The organism is Moraxella cuniculi DSM 21768, assembly GCF_900156515.1.
GTDB lineage: Bacteria > Pseudomonadota > Gammaproteobacteria > Pseudomonadales > Moraxellaceae > Moraxella > Moraxella cuniculi.
Genome location: NZ_FTNU01000016.1, coordinates 21,603 through 37,032, shown reverse-complemented (window position 1 = coordinate 37,032; position 15,430 = coordinate 21,603). Strand labels below are relative to the sequence as shown.

Sequence of the window (15,430 nt, the reverse complement as noted above, 5' to 3'; positions counted from 1 at the left end):
AACATGAATACTGATTTTTCACCCCTAAAAAGCTTGTGCAAGTGCCACATAATAACCCAAAAAAACAAGAACAACCCTGCCGTTCTTGTTTTTTTGGGTCAGTCAAATAGACTGTGATAAAGCTTTAACTGCTTATCTTTATTCTGTATGGTGGTAAATAGCTGATATTCTTTATGGCTGATTAACCTACATTCACAGCATGGATATTCTTCAATCATATCCACCATCCAACACGCCCTACCGATGTCTATGAATCTCTTTTTATCGGTTAGGACAAGATAGATGGGAGATTTGCTTGTTTGTTTTTGATTGTCAATTGTTGGTTGTTCGCTCATATGTTTATCTCCTGATTGTTCATTGCTCAATACTTATCATTCAATACTTATCGCTTGCTTTACTGTTTTTAAAACGCCTCATTATTTGGAAGCTCCTTTAACAAAGCCGACTTTATCAAAAGATAAAGACTGTCTTCATCATAAAGCTGTCTGTCTGCAAGATGTGTGATTGTTTGCTTAACCCATGCATGCAGAGCCTCATGATTGTTTAGGTTGGACGACGTATTTAAAAACAAACTCATGCCAAAGCCTTGTTGGATAGGTAAATCAATAATCAGTGCTTTGCTAACTTTATTGGTAAGATGAGCGATTTGCTCTTTGTCTTGTATGTCCTGCAAAAGCATCTCCCATGTATCGGCAGAGCTTGATTGATGACGTAATGGATAAATTAACATGATGACCCCTCCTGCTCTTGTTTGCTTTGTATCAATAACGCATGAAACGCACTGCCGTCTTGTCTTGTGGCATTGGGTACATAACGACTATACACCTTAAAGAGCATCATGGTATTGACATGCCCCATTTGCTTGGCAATCCATTCGGGTGCCTCCCCTGCTGACAGCCACAGCGTGGCAGCGGTGTGGCGTGTTTGATAAGCATTTCTTGGTTTTAGCCCAAGTCTTCTTAGGGTTGGGTGCCAGACTCTGCGATTGACATTACGATAATCTAGTGGTTCGCCATTTTGTAAGCAAAATACATAATCAAAGCCATGACTGTGCTTAGTAGACTTACCTTGCTTTTTGTTTGCCTGATAGATAAGATACTGAGCTTGCAGGGCGTCATACACAAAAGGCGACATATCAATTTGCCTATTAGACTCTGCTGTTTTGGGCTTACCTAATACGCCATTAACGATTGCTTGACGAATGTGTATTTCTCGTCTGTCAAAGTCTACGCAGTCCCATGTTAAGCCATCAATCTCGCTTGTCCGCATGCCTGTAAAGAAACGAACCAAATAGTAGTTCTTATAATCAGCTCTTACCCCATTAAGAAACTGCCAAACTTCATCTAAACTAAATGGGACAATCTCAGGCTTATCCGCTTTTAACTGCTTAATATCCACTGTTGGATCATCAAAATGGTAGCGTTTTGACGCTTCTTTTAGTATCATATACAAAGTTGCCATAATTGAGTTAATTCTGGTAGCTGACAGGGTGTGCTTGGCTGTTTTGTGGGTCACTTTGGCGAGAGAAGCACGAAATGCCAGCACGTCTTGTCTTTTTATCAAAGATAGACATTCTTTACCAAAAGCAGGTATTAAATATTTGTCAAGAATAATACCAATTTTTTGTTGGTAGCTTGCTCGCCATTCAATCTGCTTTTCATGAAGCCATAATGTTACAAAGTCGGCAAATAAAGGTGTGCCTTGCACATGACTTTGATATAGATGCTCCTGCCTTGCCCGAATCTCATCAAAATAAGCCACTTTATCGCTTTTAGGGAAGTAAGTTCTGTAATCAAAAGTGCCAAGCAGGATTTCCGCTTCCATCTTTTCTATGACCTTTGCTAATTTTTTACGATTGGCAGGAGTATCGGTCAAATTTGTCGTTTCTCGACATCGCTGATTTCTATAGACAAAGTCAACAAACAGCAATTGACTGCCCTTTCGGGTGCGAATGCTCGCCATAAAATACTCCTTCTTATTGCAATGCCATCATACCAACACCATCAAAGGTGCTTCTCATATCTTTTTCAATCTGCTCCCAGATGTACAAAATCTTGCGTCCACCAAAGGGGCGAATATAATGTACGCCTTCAAGCAAAACACTGTCTTTTAATTGGTTGCGAATGGTGCGAACATCGTACTTAATGCGAGCAGCAAGCTCTTGCGTGGTTAGGTAAGTTTGTGTCATAATAGACCTCTTATACAATTATAATATTAACATATCAAAATAAAAAGTACTTCTTTTAAAGTATTTTTTAATTTGATAGAAGTATAATAATGTATTTTGTAGTTCAATGCAAGTACTTTTTGAAAATTTTTTTGGATTTTTATGATAAAAAGCAATTTACCCATACTTTTGGCTGAACGCAGACTAAAAGTTGCCGACTTGATTCGCATGACCAATATCAGCAAATCAACCATGCACAAGATTTACAATGATCAAACCACTCGCATAGATTTTGAAACAATTGACAAAATATGCGAGGCTTTAAATATACAGGTTGGCGATATTTTTGTATATGTACCCAACGATGAGCAGGATACCAAATAAAATGCGACACCCTGGCTTATCCATAATTTTGAGCAAAGAACCAACAAGAGTTTTTGACATGCTCTTGGCGGTCAGTCAATAAGGCGGTGCGACTCCTATCATACTACCCCTATTTATGACTTCAAAGGATTGTTATAAAGAGGAATGGGTTGCACCAAAGCCTTATCTCCTCACTTTTTATTTTAAAGTAGCAATCAAGGGCAAATATTTGGTTGTGGTCACTTTGGCATTTTATTGGATAAGCAAAAAATCAGCCAAGGCACAATTTAGGCACAAATAAGGCACACAAAAAATTCTGTGTGCCTTAAAAAAGGTTAGTGTTTGAGGCTGATATCAGAATGATAAAACATCAAGCCCTTGATTTCAAACAACAAAAAAGCCCAAATCATCTGATTTGAGCTTTTTAAAATTTGGAGCGGGAAACGAGATTCGAACTCGCGACCCCAACCTTGGCAAGGTTGTGCTCTACCAACTGAGCTATTCCCGCATATTTGCTTTATGGTTGCGTATTATACAGTAAATAAAATTGCCGTCAAGCATTTTTTTGAAAATTTTTTGGTTTTTTATAAAAATTTGGCAACTTTGGTTAATTTGCCATCACCCCAAGGGCAATCCCCCACTTGGCAAGCCAATCGGCGTCGTCTTGCAAATCCAACACACAGGCTTGATGCTCAGCACGGTCAATGCGTACATCAATACGCCAAGATTTCGCTTCTTGGTCGATGATATAAAGCCGCAATTGCTGCTTGGCAATATCGCTTCTGCCATGATGCACCAGTACCGACATTCGCAGCAATACCGCCAGATATAACAAGCCTTTGCCACCAGTTTTGATAATGCGTTCGCCATCATCGGCACGGATAGCACGGCGATGATAACGCACAAGCAGCGATAGCTTTTCTTGGGTGGTGCGTGAAAAACCCGCCATGTCAGCATATTTTAGCAAATAACTGCTGTGCTTTTGATAACTGCTATGGCCAATCGCCAGCCCCACCTCGTGCAGTATTGATGCCCATCTTAATAATTGCTTGTCTGATGATGTCAGCCCAAGTGCCTCTCGCACCTGCTCAAATAATGACTCGGCAATCTTGGCGACTCGTTTTGCTTGTTTTTTGTCCACACCAAACCGTTCGGATAATTGTCGCACGCTGTCATCACGCACATCATCATAGTCCATGCGTGAGAGCATATCGTACATCACTCCCTCGGACAATGCACCATCGCAATAGTGCATTTTGCGTATGCCAAACACTTTCATGACAGCGAGCAATATCGCCACCCCAGCAGGAAAAATCGCCTTGCGATACGCACGAACCCCAGCAATATCAATCATATCAACATGACCGCAGGATAATAGCGATGCCTTTAATTGCTCAACAGCTGCAAGCGTGATGGTATCGCCCAGGCCAAAATCAGCCACCGCTCGTGCGATGCTCTTGATTGCCCCTGATGAGCCGATGACTTCGGCAAAGCCAACTTTTTTGTAGCGATTGGCGTGCGTGATGATTTCTTTTTGGGCGGCATAAATCGCCCTTTCAAAACGATGACTGTCAATATAGCCATCGCCAAAAAACCGCTGGCTAAAACCCACCACGCCCACTTGGGCACTCTCTGTCAAAAGCGGCATCTGTGCCTGACCGACGATCAGCTCGGTTGAGCCACCGCCAATATCCACCACCAATCGCTGCCTTGGACTTGGGCAAGTATGTGCCACGCCCAAATAAATCAGGCGAGCCTCCTCACGACCTGACACCACCTCTATCGGCACGGGCAAAATTTCATTGGCACGCTCAATAAATGCCTGACTATTCACCGCCTGCCGAAGTGCATTGGTCGCCACCACTCGCACACAAGAGGCATTGACATCGGCTAACCTGCCTGCAAAACGCTGTAGGCAGTCAAGCCCTCGCTGCTGAATCAGCTCAGACAGATAATCATGCTCATCTAGCCCTGCTGCCAGTTGTACTTTTTCGCTCATGGATGCCACACGCCGCAATTTATCGCCCTGCCGCTTGGCAATGGTCAGATGGATACTGTTTGAGCCAATATCAACAGCCGCCAACTTCTCGGTATCTTTTGACAACATAAATCGCCTCACTCCATCAAGCCATCTGCCAGTTGCGTTGTTGGGAAAATCATGCGAAAGGTTGAGCCTCGTCCTTGTTGTGAGCTAATGTGAAGTTTGGCATGATGCTTTGCTAATATATGCTTAACAATCGCCAGCCCAAGCCCTGTGCCGCCTGTGGCACGACTGCGACCACTATCAACACGATAAAACCTCTCCGTCAGCCGTTTTAAATGCTCATCAGCGATGCCGATGCCGTTGTCAGTAACGCTTAACTGTACGCCATCAGCAATCTCTTCGTAACTAATGTCAATCTCGCCACCTGCTGGCGTGTATTTGATGGCATTCACCACCAGATTAATGATGGCACTGTACAGATAGCTCTCGATGCCCAAGATATTTTTGTCCGTGTCCAAATGCAAATCAATCAAATGCCCAGCCTTGTTGGTTGCTTGTGCTTCATCAAAAATTTGCATCAATAGTCGTGGCATATTCACCGCCACCATTGGCTTGGTTTCATCGCTTTCTAATCGTGATAACATCAGCAAATCATTAATCAGTGCATTCATGCGTATCGCCTGCTCGTGCATAAGCTTCGTGCCACGAGCCAAAGCAGGGCTTAAATCATCCATCATGCCAAAATTTTCAAGATAGCCCAAAATCACCGTCAAAGGCGTACGCAGCTCATGCGAAACATTACCCACAAAATCCGTACGCATCTGCTCAAGTTGCCAAGTACGCGTGTAATCCTTGATGACGACCAACAGCTGTGGGCGGTTTGGCACGGCTGTGATACTAAGCTGTAGCACGCCATCGGTGTGAGCGTTTTTTTGATAAAAACACGCATCAGCCGCCCCATCTTTATCGCCATGTGTCAACCTATCAAGCAAATATTGACCAATCTCATCATCAAATAGCTGCACAAGATTGCTGGTGTCATCAGAACTGGGATTGGACATACCAAGCAAAGTCTTGGCAGCGGTATTGCTAAAAACCACCCGAACACTGCCAGCCTCATAGGCGACCACAACCACGCCATCAGCCAGCTGGTGAAGCAACTTGCATTCATCAATCGCCTGATTCATCAGCATTTATCCGAAAAACGATAGCCCGTACCACGCACTGTCTGTATCAGCCTATCCGCCCCAAATGGCATCAAAAGTTTACGCAGCCGTCTGATATGCACATCAACCGTCCGCTCGTCAATGTACACATTACTCCCCCAGACAGCGTCCAATATCTGTGTGCGTGTATATGCCCGCTCGGCATGGCCAACAAAAAAGCACAACAGCCGATACTCGGTGCTGCTCATCACAATCTCATCATCGCCTGCCATGACTCGCTGACTGACAGTATTGATTGTCAAATTTGCCACCTGCAACACGCCCTTTTTGTCGCCACCGCCCAACCGTCTTAACACCGCATTGATACGACTGACCAGCTCACGCGTACTAAATGGCTTGGTGATATAATCATCAACGCCAGCATCTAGCCCATAGACCTTATTATCCTCCTCGCCTTTGGCGGTGAGCATGATGATGGGAATCTCATCGGTATTGGGCGTTTTTTTTAGCCGTCGCACAAAGTCAATGCCAGACTCGCCATGCGGCATCATCCAATCAAGCAAAATCAAATCAGGCATCTGCTCAACAACTGCCAAATACGCCCCTTGGATATCAAACGCCTGCACCACCTGAAAATCCGCCAGCTCCAGCGTGCTTGCGATCAGCTCATTGATGGCTGGCTCATCTTCAACGACCAAAATTTTTGCACACATTGTCCACCCCTTAAGTTGATGGTTGTTTGCCACTGTAGTTATTTTGCTTTATTTGCCTAAAAATCACGAACCCAAATATCAGCATGAATATCAGCATTGTAGCACAAATTTATCAGCCATGACGACCTGCGATATAATCAGCAGTGGCGGCGTTTTTTGGCTGTTCAAAAATTTGCCGAGTCGTCCCCATCTCAACCAGCTCGCCCAGATACATATAAGCGGTAAAGTCCGAACAGCGTGCCGCCTGCTGCATATTATGGGTAACGATGGCGATGGTGTAATCGTTTTTTAAATCAGCAATCAGCTCTTCGATGGCGGCGGTTGATATCGGATCAAGTGCCGAAGTCGGCTCATCAAGCAGCAACACTTCAGGGCGTGTGGCGATACTGCGAGCAATGCACAGACGCTGCTGCTGACCGCCCGATAATGACAGCCCTGACTTTTTTAATTTATCCTTCACTTCCGTCCACAGTGCCGCTTTTTGTAATGCCCATGTAACGCGTTCATCAAGAGCGTCTTTGGATAAATTTTCGTATAATCGCACCCCAAATGCCACATTGTCATAAATTGACATGGCAAAAGGCGTGGGCTTTTGGAACACCATGCCCACCCTTGCTCTTAGCAGATTGACATCAATATCATCAGCCAAGATATTTTGATTATCCAGCATAATTTTGCCTGTGGCACGCATGCCCGAATACAGGTCATACATACGATTTAGGCAACGAAGCAGGGTTGATTTGCCACAACCTGACGGCCCGATAAAGGCGGTAACTTTTTTGTTTGCGACAGTCAGATTAATGTTGTTCAAAGCATGATAATCGCCATAATAAAAATGCAAATCACGCACGGTTAATTTGGCGATGCTGGCTTGATTGGCAGCACTTTGGCTGTGATGATTGTCCATCAGCTGAATATTGATGGGCAGTGTGTTTGATACAGTTTGCATAAGCTCTCCAGTTGTATTTTATGATGATTTGGCAGACAAGGTGCGTGCGATGATATTAATCAGTAACACCGCAGCGGTAATCAACAACGCCGCCGCCCAAGCCAACGCGTGCCAGTTGTCATAGGGACTCATGGCGAATTGGTAGATGGTATTTGGCAAGTTTGCCATCGCCTGCGACATATCCGTGCTAAAATATTGATTATTTAACGCCGTAAACAACAGCGGTGCCGTCTCGCCTGCAATGCGTGCAAAAGCAAGCAGAACGCCTGTTATCACACCTGCTTTGGCGGATTTTAAGGTAATATGCCACGCCATCTTATATCTTGGCGTACCCAGTGCATAAGCCGCTTCACGCAAGCTGTTTGGCACAAGTTTTAGCATATTTTCGGTACTGGCGACCACCACAGGTATGACGATGATGGCAAGTGCCACAACCCCTGCCCACCCCGAAAATCCCCTGCCCTGTACCATCAGCGTAAAGACAAATAAGCCGATAACAATAGAAGGTGCGGATAACAAAATATCGTTAATAAAGCGTGTGCTGCGACCAAGCAGTCCACCTTGGTCAAATTCTGCCAAATACACCCCTGTCAAAATCCCAAGCGGCGTACCGACAAATAACGCCGCAAAACAAATCATCAGCGAGCCGACAATGGCATTTTTGACACCGCCCACTGCCATCGGAGGTGGCGTATCCATGCTAAATACAGGCATACTCATCAGCCCCTGTATGCCGTGCGACAACAAAGTCAATAAAATCCACGCAAGCCAAAACAACCCAAAGACCATCGCAGCTATCGCAAAAGCCATGGCAATGCGACTGATGGCACGGCGGCGATGGTATTTTGGCAAATGAATGCGTTCAACAAACGCTGGCATTTGGTTATTCATAATCCCTCCTTTTGCTATAAATCACTTGCCCAGCTGTCTATCAATCCGCATCAGCATAAGTTTCGAGGCGGACAAAACAATCAGGCTTATCACAAACAGCACCAAACCCAAGTGCAACAGCGATGACAAATGCAGCTGACTGCTTGCCTCGGCAAACTCATTGGCAAGTGCCGAAGTGATGGACACGCCAGAGGCAAAGACGCTGGCATTTATCGTAAAAGTATTGCCAATCAAAAAAGTAACCGCCATCGTCTCACCCAATGCTCTGCCAAGCCCCAAAATCAAACCGCCCACCACGCCTGCTTTGGTATAAGGCAGCACCACTTTGACAATCACCTCCCAAGTGGTCGCCCCCATGCCATAAGCTGACTCTTTGAGCATATCAGGCACAACCAAAAATACATCACGCATGGTTGCCGCCATAAACGGAATAATCATGATGGCAAGCACAAGCCCAGCGGTAAACAGCCCAATGCCAATCGGTGCACCGACAAACATCTGCCCGATGATTGGCAGTTTTGCCAAGTTATCAATCAACCACGGCTGCACCATTTCACCAAACCAAGGAGCAAAAACAAACAACCCCCACATACCATAAATAATCGAAGGAATGCCAGCCAATAACTCAATGGCAATGCCCAGTGGTTTTTTTAAAAAATCTGGACAAAGCTCAACCAAAAATACCGCGATGCCAAAGCTAACAGGCAGTGCAATCAGCACCGCGATCGCCGAAGTAATCAGCGTGCCATAAATCGGTGCCAATGCCCCAAATTCACCTGCCACAGGATCCCAGTTGCTGCTTGTATAAAACCAAATACCAAACTGACGAATGCTTGGCATAGCCCCGACAATCAGCGACAACAAAATACCGCCCAGCACCAAAAGTACCAGCATTGCTGACAGCTTGGTCAAAGCCACAAAAGCCACATCAAGCTGCTTTTGGCGGCGGATTTTTTTTATTAATGCTTGTTGCCCAAAATCCATAGCAACCATTTCCTTAATAATATGTCAGACAGTTTATTGTTTATATAATCTTAATTGATAAATAATATTATTTCTGCAACACAGGCTTGCCATCTTTATCGGTAATCTGTTGCCAGCTTTGTTTAAACAACGCCACCGCCTCATCACTAAATGGCACATAATCCAGCTCCAGTGCCGCCTTGTCGCCATTGTCATACGCCCATTCAAAAAACTTCAGCACGCCTGCCACCTGCTCGGGATTTTGTGGTGATTTATGCACCAAAACAAAAGTTGCCGCAGCGATAGGCCACGCATCAGCCGTTGCCGAATTGGTCAAGATTTGATTAAACCCTGCCGATTTTGACCAATCAATATTCCCTGCTGCCGCAAAACTCTCTGCTGATGGCTGCACGAACTTGCCAGCGGCATTTTTTAAGGCGACATGAGCCATGTTGTTTTGTTTGGCATAAGCATACTCAACATAGCCGATGGAGTTTTTGATACGCCCCACATAGCTTGCCACGCCTTCATTGCCCTTGCCTGCCGCCCCTGTCGCTGCTGTTGGCCATTTGACAGCCTTATCCACACCGACCGAAGTTTGCCATTGTCCAGAAACTTTTGCCAAATAATCGGTAAAATTAAATGTCGTCCCTGAACCGTCCGAACGAAACACGGTCGTGATGGTAGCGTCAGGCAAGGCAATCTCTGGATTTAAGGCAGTGATGGCGGCATCATTCCATTTGGTGATTTTGCCCAAATAAATATCAGCCAATATCGCCCCGTCCAGTTTTAACGCCCCTGCTGCCACACCATCAATATTCACCACAGGCACCACACCGCCTATCACGGTTGGAAATTGCACCAAGCCCTCGGCGTTTAATTCCTCAATGCTAAGCGGTGCATCTGAAGCACCAAAATCAACGGTTTTGGCGATGATTTGCTTGATACCGCCTGATGAGCCAATGGACTGGTAATTCACCTGCCCACCTGTCGCAGCACGAAAATCCGCCGACCATTTGGCATAAATCGGCTGTGGAAAAGAAGCACCTGCCCCTGTGATACTTAGCGTTACGGCCTCGCCTTCGGTGCTGGCTGACTGTGCTGGCTGGTTTGCAGGCTGCGTTGTTGATTTGTCGCCAGACTCGGCTTGCTGGCTGTTTTGTTGTCCACAAGCAGTCAGCGTCATGGCGGCAAAAAGTGCAAGGCTAATACACGACAAAGAAAATTTCATGATTGCTCCGTTTGGTTGGATAATTTGGATTATGATACGCACCAAATGCCAACGATTTTTGCCCTTGGTGCATTGCTTGCCATTGTAAGTGGCATAAATGACAATGGCATGACTGGCAAATGACAGCTTGATGAACATTGCATGACAACTTGATGACAGCCTCCAAGCCACCCTACTTATGATTTTGCCATGCACCACCTGACCCAAAGTAACTTGATTGACAAAATTTTGTGAATTTTTGTTGTCAGCACTAGGATAATGAGGTGAATTTGGTTTATAATCTTAGCCACCGTTAGAGGTTTGGCTTTTTAATTTTAAGGACAGATAATGAAAACACTCAAACACAGTCTACTTACTTTGGCAGTATCTGCCGCTGCCATCATGCCCATCGTTGGTTGCACCAGCACCACCAGTGCAGGTGTGGTCGGTGCCGATCGCAAACAATTGCTGCTTGTCTCAAGCCAAGAAATTCTCCAGCTGTCCAATCAAGCCTACGCCGAAACCATCAATCAGGCTCGCCGTGCAGGAAAACTTGACAACAACTACGAGCAAGTCAAGCGTTTACGCAAGATTGCCGACAAGCTAATTACACAAACCGAAGTACTCCGCCCTGATGCCAAAAACTGGGACTGGAAAGTTCATACCATCACCAGCGACTCAATCAACGCCTATGTTATGCCAGGTGGCAAAATCGTCTTTTATACTGGCATTATCGAAAAACTTCGCCTAACCGATGCCGAAATTGCCGCCATCATGGGTCATGAGATTGCCCATGCACTGCGTGAGCATTCTCGCGAAAAAGCCAGCCGCAGCTTTGCCACCCAAGGGGTGCTACAACTGGCAACTGGTGCCTTGGGTCTGTCTAGCGGTCAAGCACAGCTGGCAGGGGTCATTAGCCAATTGGGTCTGGACTTGCCACACTCACGCTCCCAAGAATCCGAAGCCGACAAAATCGGGCTTGAGCTGATGGCTCGAGCAGGCTACGACCCAAACGCCTCTGTCAGCCTCTGGAAAAAAATGCAAGCAACAGGGGGAAGTGTGCCACAATTTCTTAGCACGCACCCCAGCAGTACTACTCGCATTAGCCAGTTGCAATCATTGATACCAACGGTCATGCCTTTGTTCCAAGGCACAACACGCTAAGAGGAATTATGGATACAGCCACCGCCTTATTGGCAGCTTTGCAATCCTTGCAACCTGTACATCTTGCTTTGGAAAATGAAAGCCATCAACACGCAGGGTATTATGATGGCAAGCAAAGCCATTTTAAGCTCACCATCGTCAGCCAAGCCTTTGATGGCATACGCCTTGCTGCCAGACACCAAAAAATCTACGCACTGGCTGATGAGTTTTTGATGAATAAAGGTGGCACCATTCATGCGTTGGCGATTTTTGCCTATACGCCAGATGAGTGGGCAAGCATTGCCGCATCGCCCGACAGCCCGCTCTGTGCCTCACGGCGTAACAATGGCAATCAGGCATGACAGGCAGGCAGACCATAAAATCATCAGAAAAATCACCATACATCTCCCAAGTTGCTTGCGGTTATCATTGCCATGCCAGCACTTTTTAACTAGGAATTATCATGAAATTTAGCAAAATTCTCCTTGCCGCTCTCATCGCCAGTGGCGTTCTGACAGGCTGTGCCACCACAGGCAACATCGCCCCACAGTATGTCAATCCAACCACCTATCAAAACTATAACTGCGAACAATTACAATCAGAGACGGCACGCATTGGTGCTTTGGTAGAAAAAACCAAAAAACAGCAACTTAGCCTGTCATCAACAGGGATTGGTATCGGTCTTGCAGGTGGTCGCCATGGCATCTACCCAACCATCAGCCTAGGCATGGGAACAGGCAGCGGTCAGCGTGCTGCCAAAAATAACGCCCTTGCCAAACTTTATGGCGAACACGATGCGATGATTGTGGCTGCACGCCAAAAGAACTGCAGCTTCGCAGAAGGCGTAAAAATTTACGGAGAATAACCCATGCGTTTGCAAAATCTACTGCCCAACTGGATTTTGCAATTTATCCAGCAACCACGCACCGCCCTACCAGACATCCAAGCAGGATTGATGATGGCGGTGCTTGTCATTCCCCAAAGTCTTGGCTATGCAGCCTTGGCAGGTCTGCCGCCCATCATGGGTCTGTATGCTGCCATTGTGCCTGTGCTGATATACTCATGGATTGGGGCAAGCAGCGTCTCCTCAATCGGTCCTGTTGCCATCACTGCCATCATGACCGCATCAGCACTGTCTGACTATGCCACAGGCAGTTTGCAATACATCTCTCTTGCCATTACTTTGGCACTCATGGTTGGTGCGATTTTGTTGGTGGGTGGCTTGATTCGCTTGGGCTGGATTATGCAGTTTGTGAGTCGTGGCGTGGCAGCAGGATTTATCAGCGGTGCAGCAGTGCTGATTATACTTGGACAAATCAAGCACCTACTAGGCATACCGCTCAACGCCGACAGCCTGATTAACCTTGCCGTCAGCATTTATCACTCAAGTAAGCCGATACACGCACTCACCGCAATGATTGGTCTATTGACACTGGGGCTATTGCTCATCAGTCGTTATGGTGAGCGATGGGTATGGGCGTGGTTGCCTCGCCAATGGCGTAGTTTTGGCAATCGTTTTTTTGTCATCGTTCTTGTTGTGGCGTCAATTTGGGCAAGCCATCGCTACAACTTACCTGCTTATGAAGTCAATGTCTTGCAGCCACTGCCCACGCACCTGCCCACTGCCAGTCTGCCCAGTTTGTCGCCCACTACTTTATTGACATTACTGCCATCAGCACTGCTGATTGCCTTGATTGCCTTCGTCTCATCAAGCACCATCTCAGCACAACAAGCCAGATTGCGAGGCGAGACCTACAGTGCCAACAAAGAGCTTGGCGGGCTGGGTCTTGCCAATATCGCCAGCGGCATTTTTGGTGGTTTTGCAGTAGCAGGGGGCATTTCTCGCACCAGCCTCAACTTGCTTGTTGGGGCAAACTCCCCATTGGCATCGGTCATCTGTGCATTGGGCGTGTTGTTGATTTTGCTATTTTTTGGGGCATATTTGACAGGCTTGCCCTATGTGGTATTGGCATCGGTCATCATTATCTCTGCCATTGCCATGATTGATACCAAAACTCTCGCCCAAGCATGGCAACATGACAAGGCTGATGCTGTCTGCTTTGTTATCACCTTTGCCACTGCGATTGTCTTTGGCTTAAATAGCGGCTTGGTGGCAGGACTACTTGCCAGTTTTGCTGCGATGATTTATCGCACGCATCAGGTGCATATTGCGGTGTTGGGTCGTGTGGGTAACAGTGAGCATTTTCGCAATATTGAACGCTATCAAGCAACCACTTTTGAGGGGTTGTTGCTATTACGCATTGATGAGAGTTTGTATTTTGGCAATGCCCAATCAGTGCGTGCCAATTTATTAAAACTTAGCGATGATTCTGCCATTTGCGATATTGTGCTTATCATGACGGCAGTCAATCATGTGGATTTGGCCGCCCAAGAGATGCTGCATGACTTGAATCAACACTGCCAAGCCAACAACCAGCGGCTGCATTTTGCCGAAGTCAAAGGCCCTGTCATGGACATTTTAAAATCCAGCCAAGTTTTTGCCAACCTATCAGGGCAAGTTTTTTTAAGCACCAACCAAGCGGTGCAAACCCTGCGTCCCAAGTCATAACCTTATGCCAAATCGCCATTGCAACAGGCTTTGGCTTGGGGTAAGATAGAGCTGTTTGCCAAACACGCAAGCGATAATTGTGTACAAACCCATCTTAATCCACCCATTTATGCGGAATCTACCATGCCAAGCCAGATTACTTTGTACAAGCAAATCCACCCAAATCAATGCACAAGCCTTGCCAATCTTGGCTTTAAAAGCCTCATCAATCTGCGTTTTGATGATGAAATTGACGGTCAGCCAAAAAACTGCGACTTGGCAGCCAGTGCCAAACAAGCAGGACTCGTCTATCACAACCTACCCATTGATGGTGAATCAATTCACCTGATTGAGGTACAAAGTTTTGCCAAATTATTAAGCGACACGCCCAAGCCTGTCATGGTATTTTGTGGCACTGGCTCTCGTGCCAAGCGACTGTATCAGTGTGCGTGCATCTCTGGACTAATTTAACTATTAATCAGCACTTAAGAGCCAAATTCACGCCTGCTTGCCAAGCTAAAACGGCACAGGACTGCTCCACTGCATCCATACCTCATGCGTTGGGTGGCGTAATCGCAGCTTATGTGCGTGCAAATTCAACCTACTGTCCAAGCCCAACGCCACGCCCTCGGCATAAATCGGATCGCCAATCATCACATGACCCAAGTGTAACATATGCACACGCAACTGATGGCTACGCCCCGTAATCGGCCACAACGCCACACGGGTAACGGCGTGTGCCTTGCCCATATCATCGCACCGCAGCTCATGATGCAGCACTTGATAATGCGTCAAAGCTCGCTTGTGCCACCCTTCATCAACGATATGTCTAGGCTTGGTGCTAGGCTCATAGCGGACAGGAATGTCAATTGTGCCTTGTTTGTCTTGTTGAATGATGCTGCCCATCACCACCGCTTGATATTCTTTTTGGGGAATGCGGTCAATAAATTGCTTGGCAATGTGCGTCTGTGCCTGTGCTGATTTGGCAAAAATAATCAGCCCTGAGGTATCCATATCCAGCCGATGAATCAATCGCAACTTGGGATTGACTCGCAGCAGTCGTGATTGCAAACTCACCTTTAACAGTCGCCCATCAACGCTAAGCAGCCCTGCTGGCTTATCCAGCACCCAAATATCCTCATCTTCGTAGACGGTGATTGATTTGGCAAAATCAACAAAAAACGCCTCACTTTGTGCCGCTTCGTGTTGATTCATGTTGATAATATCAGCTTCGGACAGGGTCATGGCAGCTCTCGGTCAAATAACAATAGTCATCTTTGATTTGCCCAATCGGTGAATTTGATAAATTCAATCATGCCAGCACAAGCCTTTG

Annotated in this window: 18 protein-coding genes and 1 tRNA gene; 6 read left to right on the top strand and 13 right to left on the bottom strand. The window is 46.3% G+C overall.

Annotated elements, in window-relative coordinates; genetic code table 11:
- Window positions 1–98 precede the first annotated feature (98 nt).
- The 4 genes from BW928_RS08865 to BW928_RS08850 all read right to left on the bottom strand — a co-directional run bounded on the left by BW928_RS08865 (window position 99) and on the right by BW928_RS08850 (window position 2,188).
- Complete coding sequence (locus tag BW928_RS08865; protein ID WP_076555870.1) at window positions 99–335, bottom strand: hypothetical protein; 237 nt, start codon at window positions 333–335, stop codon at window positions 99–101.
- Window positions 336–403: 68 nt separating this feature from the next.
- The gene (locus BW928_RS08860) at window positions 404–730 is read right to left on the bottom strand and encodes a hypothetical protein (protein WP_076555869.1); all 327 of its coding nucleotides are present in this window, start codon (window positions 728–730) and stop codon (window positions 404–406) included.
- Window positions 724–1,962: a site-specific integrase gene (locus tag BW928_RS08855; protein ID WP_076555868.1), complete on the bottom strand. Its 1,239-nt coding sequence runs from the start codon at window positions 1,960–1,962 to the stop codon at window positions 724–726. Before BW928_RS08855 ends, BW928_RS08860 begins: the two co-directional genes overlap by 7 nt.
- A gap of 13 nt (window positions 1,963–1,975) precedes the next feature.
- Window positions 1,976–2,188, bottom strand: a complete 213-nt coding sequence (locus BW928_RS08850) for a hypothetical protein (RefSeq protein ID WP_076555867.1) — start codon at window positions 2,186–2,188, stop codon at window positions 1,976–1,978.
- 141 nt (window positions 2,189–2,329) lie between these two features.
- On the opposite strand from BW928_RS08850, the gene BW928_RS08845 reads away from it, so the two are divergent.
- A complete protein-coding gene (locus tag BW928_RS08845) occupies window positions 2,330–2,551 on the top strand; it encodes a helix-turn-helix domain-containing protein (protein WP_076555866.1) in 222 nt (73 codons plus the stop codon).
- Between the two features lie 411 nt (window positions 2,552–2,962).
- Here BW928_RS08845 and BW928_RS08840 read toward each other — a convergent pair.
- The 8 genes from BW928_RS08840 to pstS all read right to left on the bottom strand — a co-directional run bounded on the left by BW928_RS08840 (window position 2,963) and on the right by pstS (window position 10,427).
- A tRNA-Gly gene (locus BW928_RS08840) sits at window positions 2,963–3,038 on the bottom strand.
- A gap of 99 nt (window positions 3,039–3,137) precedes the next feature.
- Window positions 3,138–4,637, bottom strand: coding sequence for a Ppx/GppA phosphatase family protein (locus BW928_RS08835; protein WP_076555865.1), 1,500 nt, complete (start codon window positions 4,635–4,637; stop codon window positions 3,138–3,140).
- 8 nt (window positions 4,638–4,645) lie between these two features.
- Window positions 4,646–5,701 (bottom strand): phosphate regulon sensor histidine kinase PhoR, encoded by a 1,056-nt coding sequence (gene phoR / locus BW928_RS08830; RefSeq protein WP_227516582.1) that lies wholly within the window; start codon window positions 5,699–5,701, stop codon window positions 4,646–4,648.
- A complete protein-coding gene (gene phoB / locus BW928_RS08825; protein ID WP_076555863.1) occupies window positions 5,701–6,393 on the bottom strand; it encodes a phosphate regulon transcriptional regulator PhoB in 693 nt (230 codons plus the stop codon). Before phoB ends, phoR begins: the two co-directional genes overlap by 1 nt.
- Before the next feature lie 112 nt (window positions 6,394–6,505).
- Window positions 6,506–7,300, bottom strand: a complete 795-nt coding sequence (gene pstB / locus BW928_RS08820; protein ID WP_078309850.1) for a phosphate ABC transporter ATP-binding protein PstB — start codon at window positions 7,298–7,300, stop codon at window positions 6,506–6,508.
- 60 nt (window positions 7,301–7,360) lie between these two features.
- Window positions 7,361–8,233 (bottom strand): phosphate ABC transporter permease PstA, encoded by an 873-nt coding sequence (gene pstA / locus BW928_RS08815; RefSeq protein WP_076555861.1) that lies wholly within the window; start codon window positions 8,231–8,233, stop codon window positions 7,361–7,363.
- A 21-nt stretch (window positions 8,234–8,254) separates the two neighbouring features.
- Window positions 8,255–9,217, bottom strand: a complete 963-nt coding sequence (gene pstC, locus BW928_RS08810; protein ID WP_076555860.1) for a phosphate ABC transporter permease subunit PstC — start codon at window positions 9,215–9,217, stop codon at window positions 8,255–8,257.
- Between the two features lie 67 nt (window positions 9,218–9,284).
- Complete coding sequence (gene pstS, locus BW928_RS08805; RefSeq protein WP_076555890.1) at window positions 9,285–10,427, bottom strand: phosphate ABC transporter substrate-binding protein PstS; 1,143 nt, start codon at window positions 10,425–10,427, stop codon at window positions 9,285–9,287.
- 327 nt (window positions 10,428–10,754) lie between these two features.
- Here pstS and BW928_RS08800 point away from each other — a divergent pair, with 327 nt between their 5' ends.
- The 5 genes from BW928_RS08800 to BW928_RS08780 all read left to right on the top strand — a co-directional run bounded on the left by BW928_RS08800 (window position 10,755) and on the right by BW928_RS08780 (window position 14,568).
- Window positions 10,755–11,570, top strand: a complete 816-nt coding sequence (locus tag BW928_RS08800; RefSeq protein WP_076555859.1) for a M48 family metallopeptidase — start codon at window positions 10,755–10,757, stop codon at window positions 11,568–11,570.
- 8 nt (window positions 11,571–11,578) lie between these two features.
- Window positions 11,579–11,911: a BolA family protein gene (locus BW928_RS08795; protein WP_076555858.1), complete on the top strand. Its 333-nt coding sequence runs from the start codon at window positions 11,579–11,581 to the stop codon at window positions 11,909–11,911.
- A gap of 101 nt (window positions 11,912–12,012) precedes the next feature.
- Window positions 12,013–12,414, top strand: coding sequence for a hypothetical protein (locus tag BW928_RS08790; protein WP_076555857.1), 402 nt, complete (start codon window positions 12,013–12,015; stop codon window positions 12,412–12,414).
- 3 nt (window positions 12,415–12,417) lie between these two features.
- A complete protein-coding gene (locus BW928_RS08785) occupies window positions 12,418–14,118 on the top strand; it encodes a SulP family inorganic anion transporter (protein ID WP_076555856.1) in 1,701 nt (566 codons plus the stop codon).
- A 123-nt stretch (window positions 14,119–14,241) separates the two neighbouring features.
- The gene (locus BW928_RS08780) at window positions 14,242–14,568 is read left to right on the top strand and encodes a protein tyrosine phosphatase family protein (RefSeq protein ID WP_076555889.1); all 327 of its coding nucleotides are present in this window, start codon (window positions 14,242–14,244) and stop codon (window positions 14,566–14,568) included.
- 45 nt (window positions 14,569–14,613) lie between these two features.
- Here the strand turns inward: BW928_RS08780 and BW928_RS08775 are convergent, their stop codons facing one another.
- Complete coding sequence (locus BW928_RS08775) at window positions 14,614–15,342, bottom strand: RluA family pseudouridine synthase (RefSeq protein ID WP_076555855.1); 729 nt, start codon at window positions 15,340–15,342, stop codon at window positions 14,614–14,616.
- Window positions 15,343–15,430 lie beyond the last annotated feature (88 nt).

What these genes read in the sequence shown, in the direction of transcription:
- BW928_RS08865 (WP_076555870.1), bottom strand. Translation starts at nt 335, where the DNA reads ATGAGCGAACAACCAACAATTGACAATCAAAAACAAACAAGCAAATCT.
- BW928_RS08860 (WP_076555869.1), bottom strand. Translation starts at nt 730, where the DNA reads ATGTTAATTTATCCATTACGTCATCAATCAAGCTCTGCCGATACATGG.
- BW928_RS08855 (WP_076555868.1), bottom strand. Translation starts at nt 1,962, where the DNA reads ATGGCGAGCATTCGCACCCGAAAGGGCAGTCAATTGCTGTTTGTTGAC.
- BW928_RS08850 (WP_076555867.1), bottom strand. Translation starts at nt 2,188, where the DNA reads ATGACACAAACTTACCTAACCACGCAAGAGCTTGCTGCTCGCATTAAG.
- BW928_RS08845 (WP_076555866.1), top strand. Translation starts at nt 2,330, where the DNA reads ATGATAAAAAGCAATTTACCCATACTTTTGGCTGAACGCAGACTAAAA.
- BW928_RS08835 (WP_076555865.1), bottom strand. Translation starts at nt 4,637, where the DNA reads ATGTTGTCAAAAGATACCGAGAAGTTGGCGGCTGTTGATATTGGCTCA.
- phoR (WP_227516582.1), bottom strand. Translation starts at nt 5,701, where the DNA reads ATGAATCAGGCGATTGATGAATGCAAGTTGCTTCACCAGCTGGCTGAT.
- phoB (WP_076555863.1), bottom strand. Translation starts at nt 6,393, where the DNA reads ATGTGTGCAAAAATTTTGGTCGTTGAAGATGAGCCAGCCATCAATGAG.
- pstB (WP_078309850.1), bottom strand. Translation starts at nt 7,300, where the DNA reads ATGGACAATCATCACAGCCAAAGTGCTGCCAATCAAGCCAGCATCGCC.
- pstA (WP_076555861.1), bottom strand. Translation starts at nt 8,233, where the DNA reads ATGAATAACCAAATGCCAGCGTTTGTTGAACGCATTCATTTGCCAAAA.
- pstC (WP_076555860.1), bottom strand. Translation starts at nt 9,217, where the DNA reads ATGGATTTTGGGCAACAAGCATTAATAAAAAAAATCCGCCGCCAAAAG.
- pstS (WP_076555890.1), bottom strand. Translation starts at nt 10,427, where the DNA reads ATGAAATTTTCTTTGTCGTGTATTAGCCTTGCACTTTTTGCCGCCATG.
- BW928_RS08800 (WP_076555859.1), top strand. Translation starts at nt 10,755, where the DNA reads ATGAAAACACTCAAACACAGTCTACTTACTTTGGCAGTATCTGCCGCT.
- BW928_RS08795 (WP_076555858.1), top strand. Translation starts at nt 11,579, where the DNA reads ATGGATACAGCCACCGCCTTATTGGCAGCTTTGCAATCCTTGCAACCT.
- BW928_RS08790 (WP_076555857.1), top strand. Translation starts at nt 12,013, where the DNA reads ATGAAATTTAGCAAAATTCTCCTTGCCGCTCTCATCGCCAGTGGCGTT.
- BW928_RS08785 (WP_076555856.1), top strand. Translation starts at nt 12,418, where the DNA reads ATGCGTTTGCAAAATCTACTGCCCAACTGGATTTTGCAATTTATCCAG.
- BW928_RS08780 (WP_076555889.1), top strand. Translation starts at nt 14,242, where the DNA reads ATGCCAAGCCAGATTACTTTGTACAAGCAAATCCACCCAAATCAATGC.
- BW928_RS08775 (WP_076555855.1), bottom strand. Translation starts at nt 15,342, where the DNA reads ATGACCCTGTCCGAAGCTGATATTATCAACATGAATCAACACGAAGCG.